Source organism: Mycobacterium colombiense, assembly GCF_003284935.1.
GTDB classification, from domain to species: domain Bacteria; phylum Actinomycetota; class Actinomycetes; order Mycobacteriales; family Mycobacteriaceae; genus Mycobacterium; species Mycobacterium arosiense_A.
This window is the reverse complement of sequence record NZ_QMEV01000013.1, coordinates 15,128-34,637: the sequence shown is the minus strand read 5'-3', so window position 1 is coordinate 34,637 and position 19,510 is coordinate 15,128. Positions and strand designations below refer to the sequence as shown.

Below are 19,510 nucleotides of genomic sequence, written 5' to 3'. Positions count from 1 at the left end.
GCGTGGCGCAATCACAACCGGACAAGCGCGATCCGATCGCCGCGGCGCGAGCCAATTGGGAGCGCTCCGGGTGGGGTGACGTGGCACCGGGCATGGTGGCGGTGACCTCGGTGATGCGCGCGCACCAGATCCTGCTGGCGCGGGTCGAGACCGCGCTGCGCCCCTACGACCTGAGCTTCTCGCGGTACGAACTGCTGCGGCTGTTGGCGTTCAGCCGGACCGGGGCGCTGCCCATCACCAAGGCCTCCGACCGGTTGCAGGTCCATGTCACCAGCGTGACGCACGCCATCCGGCGGCTGGAGGCCGACGGACTGGTGCAACGGGTACCGCACCCCACCGACGGGCGCACCACGCTGGTGCAGATCACCGACCTGGGCCGCTCCATGGTCGAGGACGCCACCGTCACCCTCAACAAGCAGGTGTTCGCCGACATCGGGATGACCGACACCGAATCGCAGAACCTGGCGGCGAGCATTGAAACGTTGCGGCGCAACGCCGGTGACTTCTAGCCCTAGCCCCCCGCGCCCAACGTCGCGTTGTTGCGCCGAATCGGCCGACTTCTCGCAACAAGTCGACGGTGGACGCTATTCAGGCGCCCGCAGCATCTCGATGACCGCGCTGAAATCCTTGTCGGCGTGGGCGGCGGCGAATTTCGCGTAGATCTCGGCGGCGTGGGAGCCCAGCGGCGCCGCCGATCCGGTGGAGGACACCGCATCCATCGCCAGGCCCAGGTCCTTGTTCATCAGCGCGGCGGCAAAACCCGGCTTGAAGTCGTTGTTGGCCGGCGACGTCGGAACCGGGCCGGGCACAGGGCAATTGGTGTGCACGGCCCAACAGTTGCCGGTGGCCCCGGTGATGACGTCGAACAGCGACTGCGCGGACAACCCCAGCTTCTCCGCCAGGATGAACGCCTCGCCGATCGCGATCTGCTGCACCGCCAGCACCATGTTGTTGCACACCTTCGCGGCCTGCCCGGCCCCGGCCGCGCCGCAGTGAATAATCTTGCTCGCCATGGGTTCCAGCACCGGCCTCGCACGTTGCAGGGCCTCCTCGTCACCGCCGACCATGAACGCCAGCGTCCCGGCGACGGCACCCTTGACCCCGCCCGAGACGGGCGCGTCCACCTGCGCGACGCCGTTCGACTCCGCCAGCGCATTCACCTCGCGGGCGTCGTTGACCGAGATCGTCGAGCTGTCGATGAACAGGGCGCCGGGTCGCGCGGCCGGCAGGATCTCCGCGTAGCAGCGCTTGACCAGCTCCCCGTTGGGCAGCATGGTGACGACGACGTCAGCCCCGGCCACCGCGTCGGTGGCGCTGCCGAATGCGGTGACGCCGGCCTCCGTCGCCGCGGACAACGCCGCGGGCACCGGATCGAATCCACGCACCGCATGTTTGGCCGCAACGAGATTCGCCGCCATGGGGCCGCCCATGTGGCCCAGGCCCAGGAAGGCCACCGTCAGGTGCTCGGTCATCTCCACGACCTTTCTATACGGATGCGCGGACCCGTGCGGCTTCGGCCCGGCCGATGACCACCCGCATGATCTCGTTGGTCCCTTCCAGGATTCGGTGCACCCGCAGGTCGCGGACGATCTTTTCCAGACCATACTCGCGCAGGTAGCCGTAGCCGCCGTGCAGCTGCAGGGCTTTGTCGGCGACCTCGAAGCAGGTGTCGGTAACGTAGCGCTTGGCCATCGCGCACAACTCGACCTTGTCGGGATCGTTCGTGTCCAGCGCGTTGGCCGCCCGCCACAACATCATTCGCGATGTCTCGAGACCGGTGGCCATGTCGGCCAGGGTGAACCGGATGGTCGGTTCGTCGAGCAGGGACGACCCGAACGCCTGCCGATCGCGCACATAGGCTCCGGCCTTGTCGGCGGCGGCTTGGGCGCCACCGAGCGAACACGCGGCGATGTTGAGCCGGCCGCCGTTGAGCCCGTTCATCGCGATGCCGAACCCGGCGCCCTCGCCGTCGGCGCCGCCCAGCATCGCGTCGGCCGGCACCCGGACCCCCTCCAGGATCACCTGGGCGGTGGGTTGGGCATGCCAGCCCATCTTCTCCTCAAGGGATCCGAAACTCAGTCCCGCGGTGCCCTTTTCGATGACGAAGGCGGAAATGCCGCGCGGGCCCTCATTGCCGGTGCGGGCCATCACCACGTACACGTCCGAGGCGCCCGCGCCGGAGATGAACTGCTTGACGCCGTCGAGCACATAGTCTGCATTTTTTTCGGGGCCCTGTTTGACGGCGCGGGTGCTCAACGCGCTGGCGTCGGACCCGGCGCCCGGCTCGGTGAGGCAGTAGCTGGCGATGACGTCCATCGACGCCAGCCGCGGGACCCATTCCTTGCGTTGTTCCTCGGTGCCGAAGCTGTCGATCATCCACGCGCACATGTTGTGAATGGACAAAAAAGCGGCCGTTACCGGGTCGGCGATGGCCAATTGCTCAAAGATGCGGACCCCGTCGAGCCGGCGCAGCCCGCTGCCGCCGACGTCGTCACGACAGTAGATCGCCGCCATGCCGAGTTCGGCGGACTCGCGCAGCACATCGACCGGAAAATGTTTGGCCGCATCCCATTCCAGGGCGTGCGGCGCGATGCGCTTAGCGGCGAACGCCGCGGCCGTCTCGGTGATGACCCGCTCGTCGTCGTTCAGGGTGAACATGATTTCCCTAATCCATTGTGGGAATGACGAATTCGGCGCCATCCTTGATGCCCGACGGCCACCGCGACGTCACGGTCTTGGTCTTGGTGTAGAAGAGGATCGACGAGGGACCGTGCTGGTTGAGGTCGCCGAACCCGGACCGCTTCCAGCCGCCGAAGGTGTGGTAGGCCACCGGCACCGGAATCGGCACGTTGACACCGACCATGCCGACCTGCACGCGGGAGACGAAGTCGCGGGCGGCGTCGCCGTCGCGGGTGAAAACCGCCACGCCGTTGCCGTATTCGTGCTCCGACGGCAGCCGCAGGGCCTCCTCGTAATCATGCGCGCGCACGATGCACAGCACGGGCCCGAAGATCTCGTCGGTGTAGATCGACATGTCGGGGGTCACGTGGTCGAACAGGGTGGGGCCGATGAAGAAGCCGCCTTCGAGGTTGGCAGTGCCGTCAGTCAGCCCAAAAGTCAGCTCGTCGCTGGCGCGGTCGCGGCCGTCGATCACCAGCTCGGCGCCCGCGTCGACGCCCTGGGAGATGTAGTCGCGCACCCGCGCCACGGCCGCTTCGGTCACCAGCGGGCCGTAGTCGGCCTTGGGGTCCAGGCTGTGGCCCACGCGCAGGTTGTTGATCCGCTCGATAAGGCGGGCGCGCAGCCGGTCGGCGGTCTTGTCACCGACCGGGACCGCGACGCTGATGGCCATGCACCGCTCGCCGGCGCTGCCGTACCCGGCGCCGATCAGCGCGTCGACGGCCTGGTCCAGGTCGGCGTCGGGCATCACGATCATGTGGTTCTTGGCGCCACCGAAGCACTGTGAGCGCTTGCCGGTGGCCGCGGCCCCGGCGTAGATGTACTGGGCGATGTCGGAGCTGCCGACGAACCCGACGGCCTGGATGTCGGGGTGGTTCAGGATGGCGTCGACGGCCTCCTTGTCGCCGTGCACGACCTGGAACACGCCCGGCGGCAGCCCGGCCTCCAAGAACAGCTCGGCGAGCCGGACCGGGACCGACGGGTCACGCTCGCTGGGCTTGAGCACGAAGGCGTTGCCGCAGGCCAGCGCCGGGCCGGCCTTCCACAGCGGGATCATCGCCGGGAAGTTGAACGGGGTGATGCCGGCGACCACACCCAGCGGCTGGCGCAGCGAGTAGACGTCGATGCCCGGCCCGGCGCCCTCGCTGTACTCGCCCTTGAGCAGGTGGGGGATGCCGATGCAGAACTCGATGACCTCGATGCCGCGCTGGATGTCGCCCTTGGCGTCGGCCAGCGTCTTGCCGTGTTCGCGCGACAGCAGCTCGGCCAGCTCGTCGACTGACTGGTTGACCAGCTCGATGAAGCGCATCATCACCCGGGCTCGCCGCTGCGGATTCGTTGCCGCCCAACCCTTTTGGGCCTCAACTGCCGATGCCACCGCGGCGTCGATGTCGGCCTGGCCGGCCATCGGCACGGTGGCCTGCACGCTCCCGGTGCTCGGGTCGAAGACGTCGGCGCTGCGGCCGGACTGGCCGGCGGTGCGCTGCCCGTCGATGAAGTGCGGAATCTGTGTGGTCATGAGGCCCTCGGGTGTGGTTGAGCGCTTAAGCGGATACTTGCATATCCTAGTAACTCGGTTCGGGCGTTGGCAAGGTGGGTGACTTGTCGCCTTTTCCTGCAGTAATTACCGTTTCGACGTGGCGGACGAGACCGGACGTGGCGCCGACGCGGCACGCGGCCGTGAGGCGGAGCTGGCCGAGGCTGCGCGAGTCCCCGGTGCGGCTGATCGAGCAGTCGGTCCCGCGCTGCGTGCTGCTTATCAAAGCGCGCTACGGGGGCGTCAGCAGCTCGACGCTATTGGGGTGGATATCGAGACGGCCGTCGCCAATCAGCAGGGGCTGGCCTTGGACACTCCGGCAGGCGCGGCCAATTTCTCCAGATTCCTCGGTGCCAAAACACGGGATATCAACCGAGTAGTGGCCCGGACGGTCGCTGATTCTCAAACCGGCGCGTCCGCCCTGCGATCGCTCGCGCCGTCCTACCAGGCCGTCGGCTATGGCCCCAAGCCGGCGGAGCCGCCTCCGCCACCCGTGCCATTCCCGCCATATCAACCGAAGGTGTGGGCGGCGTGCCGATTGCGTGGTCAGGATCCCGGCAAAGTTGTCCGGACTTTCAATCGCGCGCCGATCAGCGCGGGATTCCGTTCACTACCCGGAGGCGACTCCGTTCTGTACTGCGGCAACGACAAGTACGGGTTGCTGCATATCGAAAAGGAACACGGAGACCAGTGGGACCAAGTCGCCAACACTCGGTGGCCGACAGCCGGCAATTGGCGCTACCTCGCCGATTACTCGATAGCTCAAACGTTGGCCTATCCAGAGCGGGTGGAGTACAACCAAACCAACGACACCTTCGCTCTCTACCGCAAGATCTCGAGTGCGGACGGCACCTACGTCTTTACGACCCGTGTCGTCATCTCGGCGAGTGACGGGAAGATCATCACGGCATTCCCGCAGACGAGGGGATAGGCAGATTGACTGAAAGCGTTGAACCGCCGCGCACCTACACGGGGCGCCGCGATCTCATTGCCGAAAAGCTGGAACCGTACTTCCACATCAGCAACATGCTTCCGAGTAACATGAGGCCGACATCGGAAAGCGTCGAAAAGTTCTGGGACAACTCGCTTTTATGCAGTTGGGCAGACCGCGAAACGGGTCGCACGCGCAGCCTTACGATCTCGATATACCGAGCCGCTGACGGTGAACAGAGGGCGCGCGAAATCCGGGACATGATGCGACAGGAGTGCCCACCCGTCTTGGATCTGCATACGCCGAATCCCGAGGCGTACGAGATTTCCGGGCCACAACCCGGCGAGTACGTCTTCATCCTCCACTACCTCGGACACGTACGCGCGGTTGTGGGCAACTGCGTTGTGCACATCATGCCGATGGGAACCGGCGTCGAGTTGAGCGAATTGGCCGATCCGGCGCTCGACATCGGTCGCACGGTGGGCTGTTCACCGTACGAGAACGACTTCACGCTGCCGGAGTTTCCTGACGAGTGGCGCGACCAGTCGGTCGGCTGGCGCGCGGAAGACGGGCCTGCCTAAACGTCGGGAGCGGGCTAGCCTGACAGCTGATGCACACCATCGAGGCCGACTATCTGGTGGTCGGCGCGGGCGCCATGGGCATGGCGTTCACCGACACGCTGGTCTCCGAGACGGAGGCCCGCGTCGTGGTGGTCGACCGCCACCACGCCCCCGGCGGGCACTGGACCATGGCCTACCCGTTTGTGCGACTGCATCAGCCCTCGGCGTTCTACGGCGTCAACTCCGCCAGGCTCGGCAGCGACACCATCGACCAAGTCGGTTGGAACCGGGGCCTTTACGAACTGGCAACCGCCGGCGAAATCTGCGCGTACTACGACCGCATCATGCGCCGCGAGTGGTTGCCGACCGGGCGGGTCAGCTACTTCCCGATGAGCGAATACCTCGGTGACGGCCGGTTCCGCACGCTGGGCGGCGCCGATTACACCGTCGGCGGGGCGTGCCGCGTCGTCGACGCCACCTACATGCGGGTCACGGTTCCGGCGATGCGCCGCCCTCCGTACGAGGTGGCCGACGGCATCGCGTGCGTCCCGCCCAACGACCTGCCCCGCCTCGGCCCGTACGAGCGCTACGTCGTCGTCGGGGCCGGCAAGACCGGAATCGACACCTGCCTGTGGCTGCTCGGTCACGGCGTCGAACCGGATCGGCTGACCTGGATCATGCCCCGGGATTCGTGGCTGTTGGACCGCGAGACGATGCAGCCCGGCACGTTGTTCGCCGACAAGCTCAAGGCCAGTTTCACCGCACAGCTGCGCGCGATCAACGACGCGGCCTCGGCGCAGGATCTGTTCGCGCGTCTCGAAGACGCGGGCGTGCTGTTGCGGGTCGACCCGGCGGTCCGGCCCGCGATGTATCGCTGCGCGACCGTCACCCGGCTCGAACTCGAGCAGCTGCGGCGCGTCACCGACGTGGTGCGCATGGGTCACCTGGTGGCCGTCGAGGCGGGCAGGCTGATTCTCGACGGCGGCACCGTGGCGGTCAGCGGCGACGAACTGTACATCGACTGCACTGCGGACGGTGCCGAAAAGCGTCCCGCCACACCCATTTTCGACGCCGCAGGCATCACGTTGCAAAGCGTGCGCGGCTGTCAGCAGATCTTCAGCGCTGCGCTGATCGCGCACGTCGAGGCCGCGTACCGCGACGACGCGGTGAAGAACGAGCTGTGTGTGCCGCTGCCGCATCCGGACACCGACCTCGACTGGTTGCGGCTGGCGCTGGCCGACTACACCAATCAATTGCGCTGGTTCGACGACCCGGAGCTGATGTCGTGGCTCTCCGCGGCGCGCCTGGATCTGTTCGGCCATCTGATCGGCCACCTGCTGCCGGCGGCGTCGGCGAAGCCGCGGGTGCGCGAGCGGATACTGAGCATCGCCAAATCCGTGTTCTCGGCCACCGCCACCAAGCTCGACCAGCTCATGGCCGCCGAAGCCGCACTCGCTGCGCCCTGACCCGTGTAACCCGAGTCGATATTCATCGGGTGAAGGAGGCAAGTGGCGGCAAGAAATGAACCCGTCGGCCCGCGACCCCTGCGCGCGGTGCCCGACGACGGCAATGACGCCGGCTACCCGAGCTGGGAAGCCGTGTACTCCGACAACGCGACCTGGGTGTACCGCACGCTGTTCGCGCGCGTCGGAAACCACACCGACGCCGAGGACCTCACCGCCGAGGTGTTCCTGGCCGCGCTGCGGCCGCTGCGGCTGACCGCGAGCGTCGCCGAGGTGCGGGCGTATCTGCGGGCTACGGCCAGGACGGTGCTGGCCGCGCACTGGCGCGAGACGCTGGGGCGCGAGATAACCTCGATCGAGGACGTCGAACAACCAGCCGACAGCCAGGACGCGATCAGCACCGCGCCGCAGCGGGTTGCCCGCGTTCTGGACAGCCTGCCGGACCGCTACCGCCAGATATTGGAATCGCGCTTTCTGCAGGGCAATTCGATCAAGGAGTCAGCCGCGGAACTTGGGATCAGCGTGGCCAACGCCAAAGTGCTCCAGCACCGCGCCCTGCGGCTGGCGGCCCAGGTCAATGATGGGGGCCAGCCATGAATGCGCGAGGGTTGCGACGCTATGTCGACGATCTGTTGCGGGGGCGCCGGCCCAGGCCGTTCGCGCCCGACGATTTCGAGGCGGCGCAGCTGCGCACGGCGATCGAGCTGCGCGCGGCGCGCGAGGGTGGTGACGCGCCGCGTCCAGAGTTCCTGACCGACCTGCACCGGCGCCTCGCCGAGCAGATGTCCGGCGCGCCAACGCAAACGGCGCCGGGCCGCGGCAGCACCCGCCGCCAGGTCATCGTCGGCACGTCGGCCGCCGCGACGGCGGCGGTCGCCGCGGTTTCCGTCGATCGCGCCCTGATCCGCGGCCAATCCGGCGACGGTCACGCCCCCGAGGCCGCGGCCGGGCAACTCACCCCCAACGAGGGCAGCTGGCAGCGGGTGGCGGCCAGCTTGGAGGTGCCCGACGGTGTCATGCACGCCTTCGACCTCGGCTCGGTGACCGGATTCGTCCGCCGCGTCGACGGCAAAGTTCAGGCGGTCTCGGGGGTGTGCACGCATCAGGGTTGCAAGCTGTGGTTCGACGCGCCCGACGACACGTTGCGCTGCCCTTGCCACACCACGTCGTTCTCGCCCGCCGGCCAGGTGCTCACCCACCAATTGCCGATTGCACCAAAGCCGTTGCCGTCCCTGATGGTTCGTGAGGCCAACGGGAGCATCGAGGTGTTCGCCCCGCCGCGGCCCGAGCGGCCGGCCTAAGCGGTGTAACCCACCGCCATATCTCTGGGCATGGATATCCCCATGCTGCGAAGATGTTCGGTGGTCGTGCCCGCCGTGGCCGCGCTGCTGTTGGCCGGTTGCTCCCAGTCACGGCCGGTCGCGACCACCCCCGCGCCCACGACCGAGCCGTCGATAACCGCACCGGCGGCTCCCGTGCGCGGAAACCAGGTCACCATCGACGGTTTTGCGTTCCAACCCGCCTCGCTGACCGTCACCGCCGGAACCACCGTCACGTGGACCAACCGCGACGAAGAACCCCATACGGTGGCCGCAAGCGACGGCTCGTTTCACTCACCCGGCATGGGCACCGGAGCCACCTTCACCCATACCTTTGCCACCGCAGGGAATTTCGACTATGTCTGCTCGATTCACCCGATGATGCGCGGCACGGTGGTGGTGACGGGATGAGCGACCACGCGAACGGCATGACCCGCCGCCAGCTCATCCGGCACACGGCATGGTTCGGTGCGGCCGTCGGGTTCGCCGTGGCCGGCGGCGAGGTCATCTCCCACGTCGCCGGGGACGCCGCGGCCCAGCACACGGCGGGCCGGCCCGCCCTGCGATTCGCCCAGATCAGCGACAGCCACCTCGGTTTCACCGGCGCACCCAACCCGGATGTCACCTCGACGTTTGGCCACGCGATCGATCAGGTCAACAACCTCGGGTACACACCGGATTTCGTCATCCACACCGGGGACCTCACCCATCTCTCCAGTCCGGAGCAGTTCGACCAGGTCAAGCAGATGATGACGGGCCTCAAGACGCCACACGTGCTCACCGTGCCCGGGGAGCATGACTCGGTCGACGACGCGGGGCAGAAGTACCGAAACGCATTCGGCGCCGGTTCTGTTGGCGATGGATGGTACAGCCTCGATATCGCCGGCGTGCACCTGATCGCGCTCGTGAATACCCTGAACCTGCATAAGCTCGGCCACCTGGGCGCCGATCAATTGGAGTTCGTCAAGAAGGACGTCGCCCGCCTGTCCAGCGACACGCCCATCGTCGTGTTCAGCCACATCCCGCTGTTCGCCATGTACCCGCAATGGGGCTGGGGCACCGACGACGCCACCCAGGCGTTGAGCTACCTGCGCCGCTTTTCGTCGGTCACCTGCCTCAACGGCCATGTCCACCAACTGTTCTCCAAAACCGAAGGCAACGTGAGCTTCTACAGCGGAACCACCACCGCTTACCCGCTACCACGCCCGGGTGACGGGCCGGCGCCCAAGCCGGTCACGCTGCCCGCGGGCAAGCTGCGCGACGCGTTGGGCATCCGCGAGGTCAGCTACACCAGGGGAGAGGCCGCCTTGGCCTTGAAGGAGCGCACACTGCAATGACTTTCACGCACGCACTGGTTCGGCTCGGCCTCGCCGCGTCGCTGGCCGTCGCCGCCGCCGCACACGCCTACCTCTATGTCCATGGCTACCAACATATTCCGAGGATCGGCACGGCATTCATGGCCCAGGCCAGCGTTTCGTTCGCGCTCGCGCTGCTGATCCTGGTCGGCGGACCCGCCTGGCTGCGCTGGGCGGGCGCCGCGCTGGCGGCCGGCTCGCTGGTCGCGTTCGTATTGTCGCGCACCGTCGGCCTGTCCGGCTTCTCCGAACGCGGCTGGGACCCAGCGCCCTATGCGGCCGTCAGCGTCACGGCCGAGGCGATCACGCTGGTGCTGTGGGGGTTTGGCGGCCTGCTGTGGCGTCGAGGGCGCCAGACCACTTCCGTTTGAGCCGACGTTTGAGTGACAGCGACGGCCGGTGAGCTCGCGCCTAGGCGGCGCCCGGGGCCTCCGGTGCCGGCTGGTCGGCGAGGGCGTCGGCCGCGTCGACGGGTCCGGGCTCGTCGGAGCTGGACGTGACGGGAGCCGACCATTTGACCCGAAGCCGGCGCTTGAGGGACATCGAGGGTTTCTCGATGAGGAACCAGCTCACCGCGGCCAGCGGCAGGGTGGCCGCCACCGCGGCGAGGAAGAACAGCACGGGGTGCAGGCGCGTCGCGAGCCCGGTGACGGCCAGCAATTGCTGGGCCGGGAATGCGTAGATATAGACGCCGTAGGACAGGTCGGTGCGCAGCCTCAACCGTTCGCTCTTGAGCAAGGAGCCGGTGACGACGACGGCGTAGGCCAGCGGCAGGGCGCCGACCACCCGGTAGTCGGGCAGGAATCCGGCCGCCACCACGATGACGACGCAGACCGCGACCAGCGACCATCGGGCGGGGATGACGTCTCGCCACTGATACAGCAGGGCCCCGGCCGAGAACATGATCGCCGCGCGCACCGCAAGCTGCGGGATGGTCCACACCCCGGGAAACGTCAGAGGCGGAACCACCAGCGCCGCCAGCGTCGCCAGTACCAGAACCGCGGGGGAAATCCAGCGACGGTTGGCCAGGCCCGCCACGCCGATGGCGGCAACGAAGAGGTAGCACAGCAGTTCCCAGATCAGCGACCACATCGAACCGTTCCAGGCGGGTCCACCCGGCGCGCCATGCAGTGTTCCGTCGATGGTCGGCTGCAGGTACGCGATCGCACTGTTTTTCAGGACGTACTCGAGCGGGGCGGTGGACCCGAGCAGCTTGGCGGCCGAACCACCCTGGATCACCATGCTGAGCGGGGCGAAGACGAACGCGGTCACGACCAAGCACACGTAGAAGCCGGGCAGGATGCGAAGCGCGCGGGCGGTGAGATAGTCACGCAGACGGGGATCGGTGAGCCAACTGCGAGTGATGAGAAAGCCGGAGATCGCGAAGAATCCGTCAACGCCGACCGAGAAGAACAGCTGCAGGGTCGCCTTCGGGGGCATGTGACCGGTGCACGGCCAGGAGTGGAAGAGCATCACCTCGGCGGCCAACGCCAACCGAAGTGCGTTGAGCGCGTTTCTTCGCGGCTCGAATACCTGCCCTAGCTTCATCCAGCCTCCGCCCCCTCCACACCACTCGCCGTCGGCGCCATCGTACGGGCCGAAGACATTTTGACGCTGACGCGCGCGGTGGCCTTGATCAGGTCGTTGTCCCGCGATTCTTTGCTCGCGGCGCCGCGGCTTGCGCCCTTGAATTGCAACGACGATGGCTAAACGGCACCCGGCACCTCCGGCGGCATCGCCATGGCCGCTTGCTCGCGGGAGCCAACGGATCTCCGTTTGAGCCGCGCCTTGAGCGACCTCGCCGGCTTTTCGACCAGGAACCAGCTCGCAGCGGCCAGCGGCAGGGTGGCCACGGCGACGGTCAGGCAGAACACGATCGGATTGAGGCTGAGCAACCCGAGGACCGCCAGCAGCTGCTGGGTCGGATACGCATAGATGTACATGCCGTAGGACAGGTCCGTGCGCAAGCGCAATCGCCGGTTGTGCAGCAAGGACCCGGAGACGATCACGGCGTAGGCCAGCGGAACGGCGGCGACCACGCGGTAATCCGGCAGTTGGCCGGCCACCAGGACGATCACGACGCTCACCGCGACCAGCCACCAGCGCGCGGGAATCACGTCCCGCCACTGATAGAGCAGCGCCCCGGCCGCGAACATGATCGCGGCCCGGCACGCCATGAAGACCAGGACGATGCCCATGTTCCCCGTCGGCCGATTGAACACTTCGGGGAAGGTGACCGGCGGCATCATGGACGCCCCGATTGCCGCCACCACCAAGATCACCGGCGACACCCACCGGCGATTGGCCAGTCCAGCGACGCCGATGGCGGCAACGACCAGGTAGCACATGATCTCCCAGAACAGGGACCACAGCGACGCGTTCCAGATGCCCGCGTTGGGAATGTCGTGCGGAGTGCCACCGACGTCGGGCTTGAGCCACAAGACACCGATGTTTTTCAGGACGTACTCGAACGGCGCGAACGAAAACAGCAGCTTGGCCGGCGAACCGCCCTGGATCGCCACGCTGAGCGGGGCGAACACGAAGGCGGTCACGATCATGCAGACGTAGAAGCCGGGCAGGATGCGCAGGGCCCTGGCAGCGAGGTAGGCGCGCAGCTTCGGGTTGCTCAGCCAGCTCGCCGTGATCAGGAATCCCGAGATCGCAAAGAAGCCATCCACCCCGACCGAGAGGAGAAGCTGCAGAACGGCCCGCAACGAGGGCAGATGACCGCGAACCGGGTAGGTGTGCCAGAAGATGACTTCGGCCGCGAGCGCTAACCGCCATGCGTTCAGTGCATTGCTGCGCGGATCGAATACCTGCCCGAGCTTCATCGGCGTCCCCCGGCGCGCGCACTGGGCATCATCGGAATCATCGGCGCAATCTTAGCGTCACCGGCCAGACATGATGGGCGGTTGAAAGTACTCGCACCGATTCGGTGCCCGCAACCTCAGGGGCTTAGGCCCCTGCCACCGCGCGGTCAGCCGCGCAGACCGTCGATGAACGCCTTCGTCTCTTCCCAGGTGGGCAGCAGGCCGGAGGCGCGCGCCTCGTCGAAGCTGGGCGCGGCGGCGTCGCGGTCGGACAGATTGGGCGGCGCGCCATCCACCAGCGGCCAGTCGATGGCCAGCGCCGGATCCGTCGCGCAAATGGTGTGTTCGCGCTGCGGGTTGTATTCCGCCGAGCACAAATACATCACCGTCGAATTGTCTTGCAGCGCCAGGAAGCCGTGGCCGAGGCCTTCGGAAATGTAGATCGTCCGGTGATCGGTGTCGTCGAGCAGCACGGAGTCCCACTGCCCGAAGGTCGGCGAGCCCTCCCGGATGTCGACGACCACGTCGAACACCGAACCGCGCACGCAGGTCACGTACTTGGCCTGGCTCGGCGGCACCTGGGCGTAGTGCAATCCGCGCAAGACGCCCGCCGAGGACACCGAGCAGTTGGCCTGCCGGACGTCGAGGCGGTGACCGGCGAAGCCGCAGAAGCCCTTGTCGGTGAGCCATTCGAAGAAATGCCCGCGCGAATCGCCATGCACGGTCGGGGTGATCTCCCAGGCGCCGGGGATCTTCAGTTCGCGAATCTGCACGCTACTGCCCACGCTCTTCGTAGCGGGCCTCCGAGGCGTCTTTCAACGGGCGCCACCACGATTCGTTCGCGCGATACCAGTCAATGGTGGCACGCAGACCCTCCTCGAAGTCGGTATGCTTTGGCGCCCAACATAATTCGTCGTACAGGGTGGACGGGTCGATGGCGTAACGCAAGTCGTGGCCGGCGCGGTCGGTGACGTGGTCGAAGTCGTCGGGCTCGCGGCCCATCATCTGCAGCAGCGTGCGCAGCACGGTCAGGTTGTCGCGCTCGCCTTCGGAACTGATCAGGTAGGTGCGCCCGATCTCGCCCTTGTCCAGGATCCGCCGGACGGCGCTGTTGTGGTCGTCGACGTGGATCCAGTCGCGGACGTTGGCGCCGGCGCCGTACAGCTTGGGCCGCCGGCCGGTGAGCACGTTGGTGATCTGGCGCGGGATGAACTTCTCGACGTGCTGATACGGCCCGTAATTGTTGGAGCAGTTCGAGATCGTCGCGCGCACGCGATAGGAGCGCACCCAGGCCCGCACCAGCATGTCGGCGGCGGCTTTGGTCGCCGAATACGGGCTGGACGGGTTGTAGGGGGTCGCCTCGGTGAAGCGCTGGGGGTCGTCGAGCTCCAGGTCGCCGTAGACCTCGTCGGTCGAGATGTGGTGCAGCCGCACGCCGTAACGCCGCACGGCCTCGAGGATGGTGAAGGTGCCGACGACGTTGGTGTGCAGGAACGGCTCGGGGCCCTCCAGCGCGTTGTCGACGTGGCTTTCCGCGGCGAAGTGCACGACCGCGTCGGATTCGGCGACCAACCGCGACACCAGCTCGGCGTCGGTGATGTCGCCGACCACCAGCTCGATGGAGTCCTCGACGTCGGCCAGTGACTCGCGCCGACCCGCATAGGTCAGGGCGTCGAGCACCGTGACGGAATCTTCGGGGTGTTCGCGGACCGTGCTGTGCACGAAGTTGGCGCCGATGAATCCAGCGCCGCCGGTGACCAGTAACCGCATGCCCAAACCCTAACCGAGCCGATCGGTCAGTTTGCGCGAGTTAGCCCCAGAGCTCCGGCCAATTCGCTTAGCGCAGGTAGCAGCGTTTCCTCGGCGTGGGCGCCGAGCACCTGGATCGCCACGTGGTCGGCCCCGGCCTCGAGGTGCTCACCCAGCCGCGCCGCGATGTCCTGCGGTGTCCCGTAGGCGACCACCGCGTCGATCAGCCTGTCGCTGCCGGGCTTGCGCACGTCGGCCTCGGTGAACCCGAGCCGCAGCCAGTTGTTCACGTAGTTGCTCAGGCCCAGGTAGAACTCGACCGTCTGGCGGCCGATCGCCCGCGCCCGCTCCGCGTCGGTGGTGAGCACCACCTTGTGTTCGGGCGCCAAATACACTGCCCCGCCGAGCAAATCGCGCGCCTTGGCCGTGTGTTCGGGCGTCGTCAGATAGGGATGCGCGCCGGCGCTGCGCTGCGCCGCGAGCCGCAGCACTCGCGGGCCCAGCGCGGCGAGCACCCTCCGGCTGGTCGGCACCGGGGCGGCATCGAGTTCGTCGAGGTAGGAGACCAGGGCGTCGTACGGTTTCACGTATTGCGCGGTGTGCTCGGGGTGGCCCACCCCGATGCCCAGCAAAAACCTTCCGGGGTGGGCGGTTTCGATCCGCCGGAAGGACTGCGCGACGGCCCCGGCGGGCGCCGACCAGATGTTGACGATCCCCGTGGCCAGCTGCAGCGACGTCGTGCGCGCCAGGGCCGGCTCGGCCCAGGACAGCTCGGCGTCCGGTGAGCCACCGATCCAGGCCGCGCCGTACCCCAGCGATTCGATGCCCGCGGCCAATTCGGGAGAGATGGAGCGGGTGGGCAGCCACACGCCGAACCTGCCAAGCTCGGGCTTGAGTGGAACTCCTTCGGTCATCCGGCTTCCCCCTCGGTGATCGGTCAGGACTGCTTCAACCCCAGCGGCCCCGCCAGTTCGGCCAGCGCCGAGACCAGGTTTTCATCCTTCGTCAGGACCTGCACGGGGACGTGATCGGCGCCGGCGTCGAGGTGTTCTTTGAGCCGCGCGGCGATCTGGTCCACCGTGCCGTACGCCACCACCGCGTCCACCAGGCGGTCGCTGCCCGGACGGGTGACCTCGTCCTCGCTGAAACCCAGCCGCTTCCAGTTGTTTCGGTAGTTGGCGAGGTTGAAATAGACGTCGAGCGCCTTGCGGCCGACCGCCCGGGCCTTCTCGGCGTCGGTGGTCAGGATCGCCTTGTGCTCGGGCGCCAAAAACGCCGACGGCCCGATGATCTCCCGCGCCCGCGCGGTGTGTTCGGGGGTGGTCAGGTACGGGTGCGCTCCCGCCGAGCGCTCCGCGGACAGCTTGAGGACGCGCGGGCCCAGCGCCGCCACCACCCGCCGGTGGGCGGGCACGCCGTAGTCGTCGAGCTGCTTGAGGTAGTCGCTCAGCGCGTCGTAGGGCTTGCGGTACTCGGTGTGCGCCTCGGGATGCCCGACGCCGATGCCCAGCAGGAACCGGCCCGGGTAGGCCGCCTCGATGCGGTGGAACGATTCGGCCACTGGCTTGGCGGGGGCGGTCCAGATGTTGACGATGCCGGTGCCCACCTGCAACGTCGTGGTCGCTTCCAGGAGGGGTTCGACCCAGGACAGCTCGGCGGGCGGTGAACCGCCGACCCAGACGGCGCCGTAGCCCAGCGCCTCGATGTCTTTGGCTTGTTCGGGGGTGACGCCGCGTCCGAACGATCCGAACCGGCCGAGGTCGGGCTTGCTCGCTGCATCGGTCATGGTTGTTCCCAACCTGCGCCCCGCGAAAGCTATTCCGAAACGGCCAGATCCTCGTCGACGTCGTCGAGATCGGTGGCTGCGACGTCGGCGGCGGGCGCCGTGAGCGGGAGCAGCACGATGAACCGGGTGTCGCCGGGCGCCGACTCCACCCGCAGGTCGCCGCGATGCTTCTTCACGACGATGTTGAACGCCAGGTCCAGGCCCAGCCCGGTGCCCTCGCCGAAGGGTTTGGTGGTGAAGAACGGCTCGAAGATGTGCTCGCGCACGTCCTCGGGTATGCCCGGTCCGGTGTCGCAGATTTCGATGCGGGCCAGGTTGTCGCCGTCGGCGCAGGTGCGGATGGTCAGGGTGCCCCCGGTGTCGCGCATCGCGGCGATCGCGTTGTCGATGATGTTGGTCCACACCTGATTGAGATCGCCTGGGTAGCAAGGGATCTCGGGAAGGGTTTGGTCGAAGTCCTTGACCACCGTGACGACGCGGTCGCCCTCGGCGCCCTTGGCCGCGTCCTTGGTCAGCCGGTCGGCGAACATCACCAGCGTGCTGCGCAGCAGATCGTGCACGTTGGTCACCTGGAACGGGGCCCGATCCATCTGCGAATACTGCTTGGCGTCGGCGACCAGCGCCGAAATCCGTTTGCTGGCTTCCAGGATCTGATTCATCAGCAGCTCGCTCTCGATGGTGTAGTTGATCCATCGGATCGCCTGCTCCAGCGATGTCGACGCGAGCTCCTCGGTGACCGCGGAGATCCGCTCCAGCCAATCGGTGTCGACACCGCCCTCGACGAACGTCGGCGCGATGTCCCACCCGCCGTCGATGCCGTGCTCTGCCAGCCAGTCGCCGACGGCGTCCTCGCGGTCGGAGGTTTCCAGCGCGGTCAAATGCTGCGAGGCCGACTTGGCGACCTGCTCGGCCACCCTCTCCTGCAGCCGCACCAGGGCGCTGAGCGCCTCCGGGGTGATGGTCCCGTCGGCCAGCATCGCCAACTTGTGGCGCATGTTGGCCACCCGTTCGCGCAGATCCGCCGCGGACCGCGAGATCGCCGCCGCGGGGTTGTTCAGCTGGTGGGTCAGCCCGGCCGACAACCGGCCCAGCGCCAGCAGCTTCTCCCGGTTGTCGATGATCCGGCGGGTCCGGTCGGTGCCGACAGCGATGCCGTCGAGCAGATGCACCGCCATCGGGAACTGGTCCTTCATGAACTGGGCGAACACCGGCGCGTCCATCACGAAGAAGCGCGACGGCTTGGTCACGTGCACCGAGGCGTCGTAGCTCTTCTGCTTGCCGCCGGTGAACGCCCGCCAGGCCCCGCAGTACACGCCGCGCTGCGAGGTGCGGTTGGTCTCGATGTCCTGGCCGCCGGAGAGCTTGGTCATGGTCAGCTCCCCGTCGAGCAGGACGTAGAAGCAGGTCGCCGGCTCGCCCTCGACACAGATGGGACCCGGTTCGTACTGCTGGATGTGCCCGTTGGCGCACAGCACCGCGAGCTGGTCGTCGGTCAGCGCCTCGAACAGGAACAGGCTGCGCAGCTCGTCGGGTTGGCAGGGCACCTTCGCCGATTCGGGGCCGGTCATGCTTCTCCTAGTTCTCGGCCAGGTAGCGGTGGACCAGCATGACGGCCATCGACCCTTCACCGACGGCGGCGGCGACCCGCTTGGCGGAGGTCGAGCGGACGTCGCCGGTGGCGAACACCCCGGGCACGCTGGTTTCCAGGTGATGCGGCGGGCGTTCCAGCGTCCAGCCGCACACGTTGCGCAGGTCCGGCCCGGTCAGGATGAAGCCGTGGTCGTCGCGGGCCAGCACCCCGTCGAGCCAGTCGGTACGCGGGGCGGCGCCGATGAAGATGAACATCCGGCCGCAGGTGACGTCCTCGACCTGGCCGGTGCGGTTGTTGACCAGCCTCAGCTGCTCCAGGTGGCCGTCGCCGGTGGCGCGCTGAACCTCGGTGCAGGTCAGCACGTTGATCTTGGGGTTCGCTTCGATCTGCTGGATGAGGTAGTAGGACATCGAGGCCTCCAGCGACGGGGCGCGCACCACGATGTTGACCGTCTTGGCCGTCCGCGACAGGTACATGGCCGCCTGCCCGGCCGAGTTGGCCCCGCCGATCACGTAGACCTCTTCGCCCTCGCATTCCGAGGCCACGGAGATGGCCGCGCCGTAGTAGATGCCGCAGCCGGTGAGCTCGGTGCAGCCCTCGGCCTGCAGTTGGCGATAGGCGACGCCGGTGGCCAGGATGACCGCGTGCGCGTCGACCGAGCCGCCGTCGGCGAACCGCACGGTGCGCTTGGACCCGTTCACCTCGAGGGCGATCGCCTTGCGGGCGGTGATCAGTTCGGCGCCGAACTTCTCCGCCTGCCGCCGCGCCCGGTCGGCCAACTGGCCGCCGGACACCCCGTCCGGGAAGCCCAGGTAGTTCTCGATGCGCGAGCTCTGCCCGGCCTGCCCGCCGGTGGCGGTGTGCTCGATGAGCACGGTGCGTAGCCCCTCGGAGGCGCCGTACACGGCCGCGGCCAGGCCCGCGGGCCCACCGCCGACCACGATCAGGTCGTAGAACTCCTGCGACGGCGTGGTGGTCAGGCCCAGGGTCTCGGCCAGCCGCGCATCGGTGGGCTCGACCAGGGTGTCGCCGCGCTGGGTGATGACCACCGGCAGCCGCAGGCCGTCCTCGCCGGCCGCGGTGAGCAGCCGCTCGCCGGCGGGCTCGTCGGCCATGAACCACGTGTAGTAGAGGCCGTTGCGGGCCAAGAAGTCGCGGACCTGCCATGACCGCGCCGACCAGCGGTGACCGATCACCTTGGTGTGCGGGATGGGGTGCTCGGGTGCGGCCCGCCAGGCGTCCAGCAGCCCGTCGATGACGGGGTAGAACTTCTCCTCCGGGGGATCCCACGGCTTGAGCAGGTAGTGGTCCAGGTCGACGACGTTGATCGCGTCGATGGCGGCGTGGGTGTCGGCGTAGGCGGTCAGCAGCACCCGGCGCGCCGCGGGATACAAGTCCATCGCCTGCTCGAGGAAGTCGATGCCGCTCATCTGCGGCATCCGGTAGTCGGCGATGAGCAGCGCGACGGTCTCGCCGCGCAGCTTGAGCTCCTTGAGCGTGCCCAGCGCGTCGGGCCCGGATTCCGCGCGCACGATCCGGTGGTCCTCGCCGTAGTGGCGGCGCAGGTCGCGGGCGACGGCGCGAGACACCGAGGGATCGTCGTCGACGGTCAGCATGACGGGCTTGCGCTGGTGCGCTGCGGCCTCGGGCGGGCCGGAGGGGGCCGAGGGATTAGTCATCGGCGTTAAGTATGCGCTCGTCAGCGGCCGTGCGGGAGGTCGAGGGAGGCC

General features: G+C 67.6%; 19 protein-coding genes and 1 pseudogene. 9 read left to right on the top strand and 11 right to left on the bottom strand.

Annotated features, from left to right (window positions below; genetic code table 11):
* Positions 1-2: 2 nt before the first annotated feature.
* Positions 3-509 carry a MarR family winged helix-turn-helix transcriptional regulator gene (locus tag DQP57_RS09030; protein WP_112632651.1) on the top strand — a complete coding sequence of 169 codons (507 nt, stop codon included), beginning with the start codon at positions 3-5 and terminating at the stop codon, positions 507-509.
* Between the two features lie 75 nt (positions 510-584).
* Here DQP57_RS09030 and mmsB read toward each other — a convergent pair whose 3' ends face one another.
* From mmsB to DQP57_RS09015, 3 genes are read right to left on the bottom strand one after another with little or no spacing between them, the layout of a single operon-like run.
* Entirely contained in the window at positions 585-1,472 is an 888-nt protein-coding gene (mmsB, locus tag DQP57_RS09025; RefSeq protein WP_112632706.1) for a 3-hydroxyisobutyrate dehydrogenase, read from the bottom strand.
* Between the two features lie 13 nt (positions 1,473-1,485).
* Entirely contained in the window at positions 1,486-2,658 is a 1,173-nt protein-coding gene (locus DQP57_RS09020) for an acyl-CoA dehydrogenase family protein (RefSeq protein ID WP_112632650.1), read from the bottom strand.
* Positions 2,659-2,665: 7 nt separating this feature from the next.
* Entirely contained in the window at positions 2,666-4,198 is a 1,533-nt protein-coding gene (locus DQP57_RS09015) for a CoA-acylating methylmalonate-semialdehyde dehydrogenase (RefSeq protein WP_112632649.1), read from the bottom strand.
* 118 nt (positions 4,199-4,316) lie between these two features.
* On the opposite strand from DQP57_RS09015, the gene DQP57_RS09010 reads away from it, so the two are divergent.
* The 8 genes and pseudogenes from DQP57_RS09010 to DQP57_RS08975 all read left to right on the top strand — a co-directional run bounded on the left by DQP57_RS09010 (position 4,317) and on the right by DQP57_RS08975 (position 10,215).
* Positions 4,317-5,147, top strand: a complete 831-nt coding sequence (locus DQP57_RS09010; protein WP_112632648.1) for a DUF4226 domain-containing protein — start codon at positions 4,317-4,319, stop codon at positions 5,145-5,147.
* 413 nt (positions 5,148-5,560) lie between these two features.
* Positions 5,561-5,704, top strand: a pseudogene (locus DQP57_RS27135) (hypothetical protein); the annotation flags it as partial.
* A 53-nt stretch (positions 5,705-5,757) separates the two neighbouring features.
* Positions 5,758-7,173: an NAD(P)-binding protein gene (locus tag DQP57_RS09000; RefSeq protein WP_112632646.1), complete on the top strand. Its 1,416-nt coding sequence runs from the start codon at positions 5,758-5,760 to the stop codon at positions 7,171-7,173.
* A gap of 42 nt (positions 7,174-7,215) precedes the next feature.
* Positions 7,216-7,767 carry an RNA polymerase sigma factor gene (locus tag DQP57_RS08995; RefSeq protein ID WP_112632645.1) on the top strand — a complete coding sequence of 184 codons (552 nt, stop codon included), beginning with the start codon at positions 7,216-7,218 and terminating at the stop codon, positions 7,765-7,767.
* Positions 7,764-8,471, top strand: a complete 708-nt coding sequence (locus DQP57_RS08990; protein ID WP_112632644.1) for a ubiquinol-cytochrome c reductase iron-sulfur subunit — start codon at positions 7,764-7,766, stop codon at positions 8,469-8,471. The genes DQP57_RS08995 and DQP57_RS08990 overlap by 4 nt, the downstream gene beginning before the upstream one ends.
* Before the next feature lie 42 nt (positions 8,472-8,513).
* Positions 8,514-8,900, top strand: a complete 387-nt coding sequence (locus DQP57_RS08985; RefSeq protein WP_112632705.1) for a cupredoxin domain-containing protein — start codon at positions 8,514-8,516, stop codon at positions 8,898-8,900.
* Positions 8,897-9,826, top strand: a complete 930-nt coding sequence (locus DQP57_RS08980; RefSeq protein WP_112632643.1) for a metallophosphoesterase family protein — start codon at positions 8,897-8,899, stop codon at positions 9,824-9,826. Before DQP57_RS08985 ends, DQP57_RS08980 begins: the two co-directional genes overlap by 4 nt.
* Positions 9,823-10,215, top strand: a complete 393-nt coding sequence (locus DQP57_RS08975; RefSeq protein ID WP_112632642.1) for a hypothetical protein — start codon at positions 9,823-9,825, stop codon at positions 10,213-10,215. The genes DQP57_RS08980 and DQP57_RS08975 overlap by 4 nt, the downstream gene beginning before the upstream one ends.
* Before the next feature lie 40 nt (positions 10,216-10,255).
* On the opposite strand, the gene DQP57_RS08970 is transcribed toward DQP57_RS08975, so the two are convergent.
* The 8 genes from DQP57_RS08970 to DQP57_RS08935 form a co-directional block, all read right to left on the bottom strand.
* Positions 10,256-11,392: an acyltransferase family protein gene (locus DQP57_RS08970; RefSeq protein ID WP_112632641.1), complete on the bottom strand. Its 1,137-nt coding sequence runs from the start codon at positions 11,390-11,392 to the stop codon at positions 10,256-10,258.
* Positions 11,393-11,550: 158 nt separating this feature from the next.
* Positions 11,551-12,675: an acyltransferase family protein gene (locus tag DQP57_RS08965; RefSeq protein WP_112632640.1), complete on the bottom strand. Its 1,125-nt coding sequence runs from the start codon at positions 12,673-12,675 to the stop codon at positions 11,551-11,553.
* Positions 12,676-12,821: 146 nt separating this feature from the next.
* Complete coding sequence (gene rfbC, locus DQP57_RS08960) at positions 12,822-13,427, bottom strand: dTDP-4-dehydrorhamnose 3,5-epimerase (protein WP_112632639.1); 606 nt, start codon at positions 13,425-13,427, stop codon at positions 12,822-12,824.
* A 1-nt stretch (position 13,428) separates the two neighbouring features.
* Positions 13,429-14,424 (bottom strand): dTDP-glucose 4,6-dehydratase, encoded by a 996-nt coding sequence (gene rfbB / locus DQP57_RS08955; RefSeq protein WP_112632638.1) that lies wholly within the window; start codon positions 14,422-14,424, stop codon positions 13,429-13,431.
* Positions 14,425-14,450: 26 nt separating this feature from the next.
* Complete coding sequence (locus tag DQP57_RS08950; protein ID WP_112632637.1) at positions 14,451-15,317, bottom strand: LLM class F420-dependent oxidoreductase; 867 nt, start codon at positions 15,315-15,317, stop codon at positions 14,451-14,453.
* 23 nt (positions 15,318-15,340) lie between these two features.
* Complete coding sequence (locus DQP57_RS08945) at positions 15,341-16,189, bottom strand: LLM class F420-dependent oxidoreductase (protein WP_112632636.1); 849 nt, start codon at positions 16,187-16,189, stop codon at positions 15,341-15,343.
* A gap of 29 nt (positions 16,190-16,218) precedes the next feature.
* Positions 16,219-17,757, bottom strand: a complete 1,539-nt coding sequence (locus DQP57_RS08940) for an ATP-binding protein (RefSeq protein WP_112632635.1) — start codon at positions 17,755-17,757, stop codon at positions 16,219-16,221.
* Between the two features lie 7 nt (positions 17,758-17,764).
* Complete coding sequence (locus DQP57_RS08935; RefSeq protein WP_112632634.1) at positions 17,765-19,459, bottom strand: FAD-dependent oxidoreductase; 1,695 nt, start codon at positions 19,457-19,459, stop codon at positions 17,765-17,767.
* Positions 19,460-19,510 lie beyond the last annotated feature (51 nt).

What these genes read in the sequence shown, in the direction of transcription:
- DQP57_RS08980 (WP_112632643.1), top strand. Translation starts at nt 8,897, where the DNA reads ATGAGCGACCACGCGAACGGCATGACCCGCCGCCAGCTCATCCGGCAC.
- DQP57_RS08985 (WP_112632705.1), top strand. Translation starts at nt 8,514, where the DNA reads ATGCTGCGAAGATGTTCGGTGGTCGTGCCCGCCGTGGCCGCGCTGCTG.
- DQP57_RS09000 (WP_112632646.1), top strand. Translation starts at nt 5,758, where the DNA reads ATGCACACCATCGAGGCCGACTATCTGGTGGTCGGCGCGGGCGCCATG.
- DQP57_RS08990 (WP_112632644.1), top strand. Translation starts at nt 7,764, where the DNA reads ATGAATGCGCGAGGGTTGCGACGCTATGTCGACGATCTGTTGCGGGGG.
- DQP57_RS08940 (WP_112632635.1), bottom strand. Translation starts at nt 17,757, where the DNA reads ATGACCGGCCCCGAATCGGCGAAGGTGCCCTGCCAACCCGACGAGCTG.
- DQP57_RS08970 (WP_112632641.1), bottom strand. Translation starts at nt 11,392, where the DNA reads ATGAAGCTAGGGCAGGTATTCGAGCCGCGAAGAAACGCGCTCAACGCA.
- DQP57_RS08965 (WP_112632640.1), bottom strand. Translation starts at nt 12,675, where the DNA reads ATGAAGCTCGGGCAGGTATTCGATCCGCGCAGCAATGCACTGAACGCA.
- DQP57_RS08935 (WP_112632634.1), bottom strand. Translation starts at nt 19,459, where the DNA reads ATGACTAATCCCTCGGCCCCCTCCGGCCCGCCCGAGGCCGCAGCGCAC.
- DQP57_RS08945 (WP_112632636.1), bottom strand. Translation starts at nt 16,189, where the DNA reads ATGACCGATGCAGCGAGCAAGCCCGACCTCGGCCGGTTCGGATCGTTC.
- DQP57_RS09015 (WP_112632649.1), bottom strand. Translation starts at nt 4,198, where the DNA reads ATGACCACACAGATTCCGCACTTCATCGACGGGCAGCGCACCGCCGGC.
- DQP57_RS09020 (WP_112632650.1), bottom strand. Translation starts at nt 2,658, where the DNA reads ATGTTCACCCTGAACGACGACGAGCGGGTCATCACCGAGACGGCCGCG.
- mmsB (WP_112632706.1), bottom strand. Translation starts at nt 1,472, where the DNA reads ATGACCGAGCACCTGACGGTGGCCTTCCTGGGCCTGGGCCACATGGGC.
- DQP57_RS08950 (WP_112632637.1), bottom strand. Translation starts at nt 15,317, where the DNA reads ATGACCGAAGGAGTTCCACTCAAGCCCGAGCTTGGCAGGTTCGGCGTG.
- rfbB (WP_112632638.1), bottom strand. Translation starts at nt 14,424, where the DNA reads ATGCGGTTACTGGTCACCGGCGGCGCTGGATTCATCGGCGCCAACTTC.
- DQP57_RS08975 (WP_112632642.1), top strand. Translation starts at nt 9,823, where the DNA reads ATGACTTTCACGCACGCACTGGTTCGGCTCGGCCTCGCCGCGTCGCTG.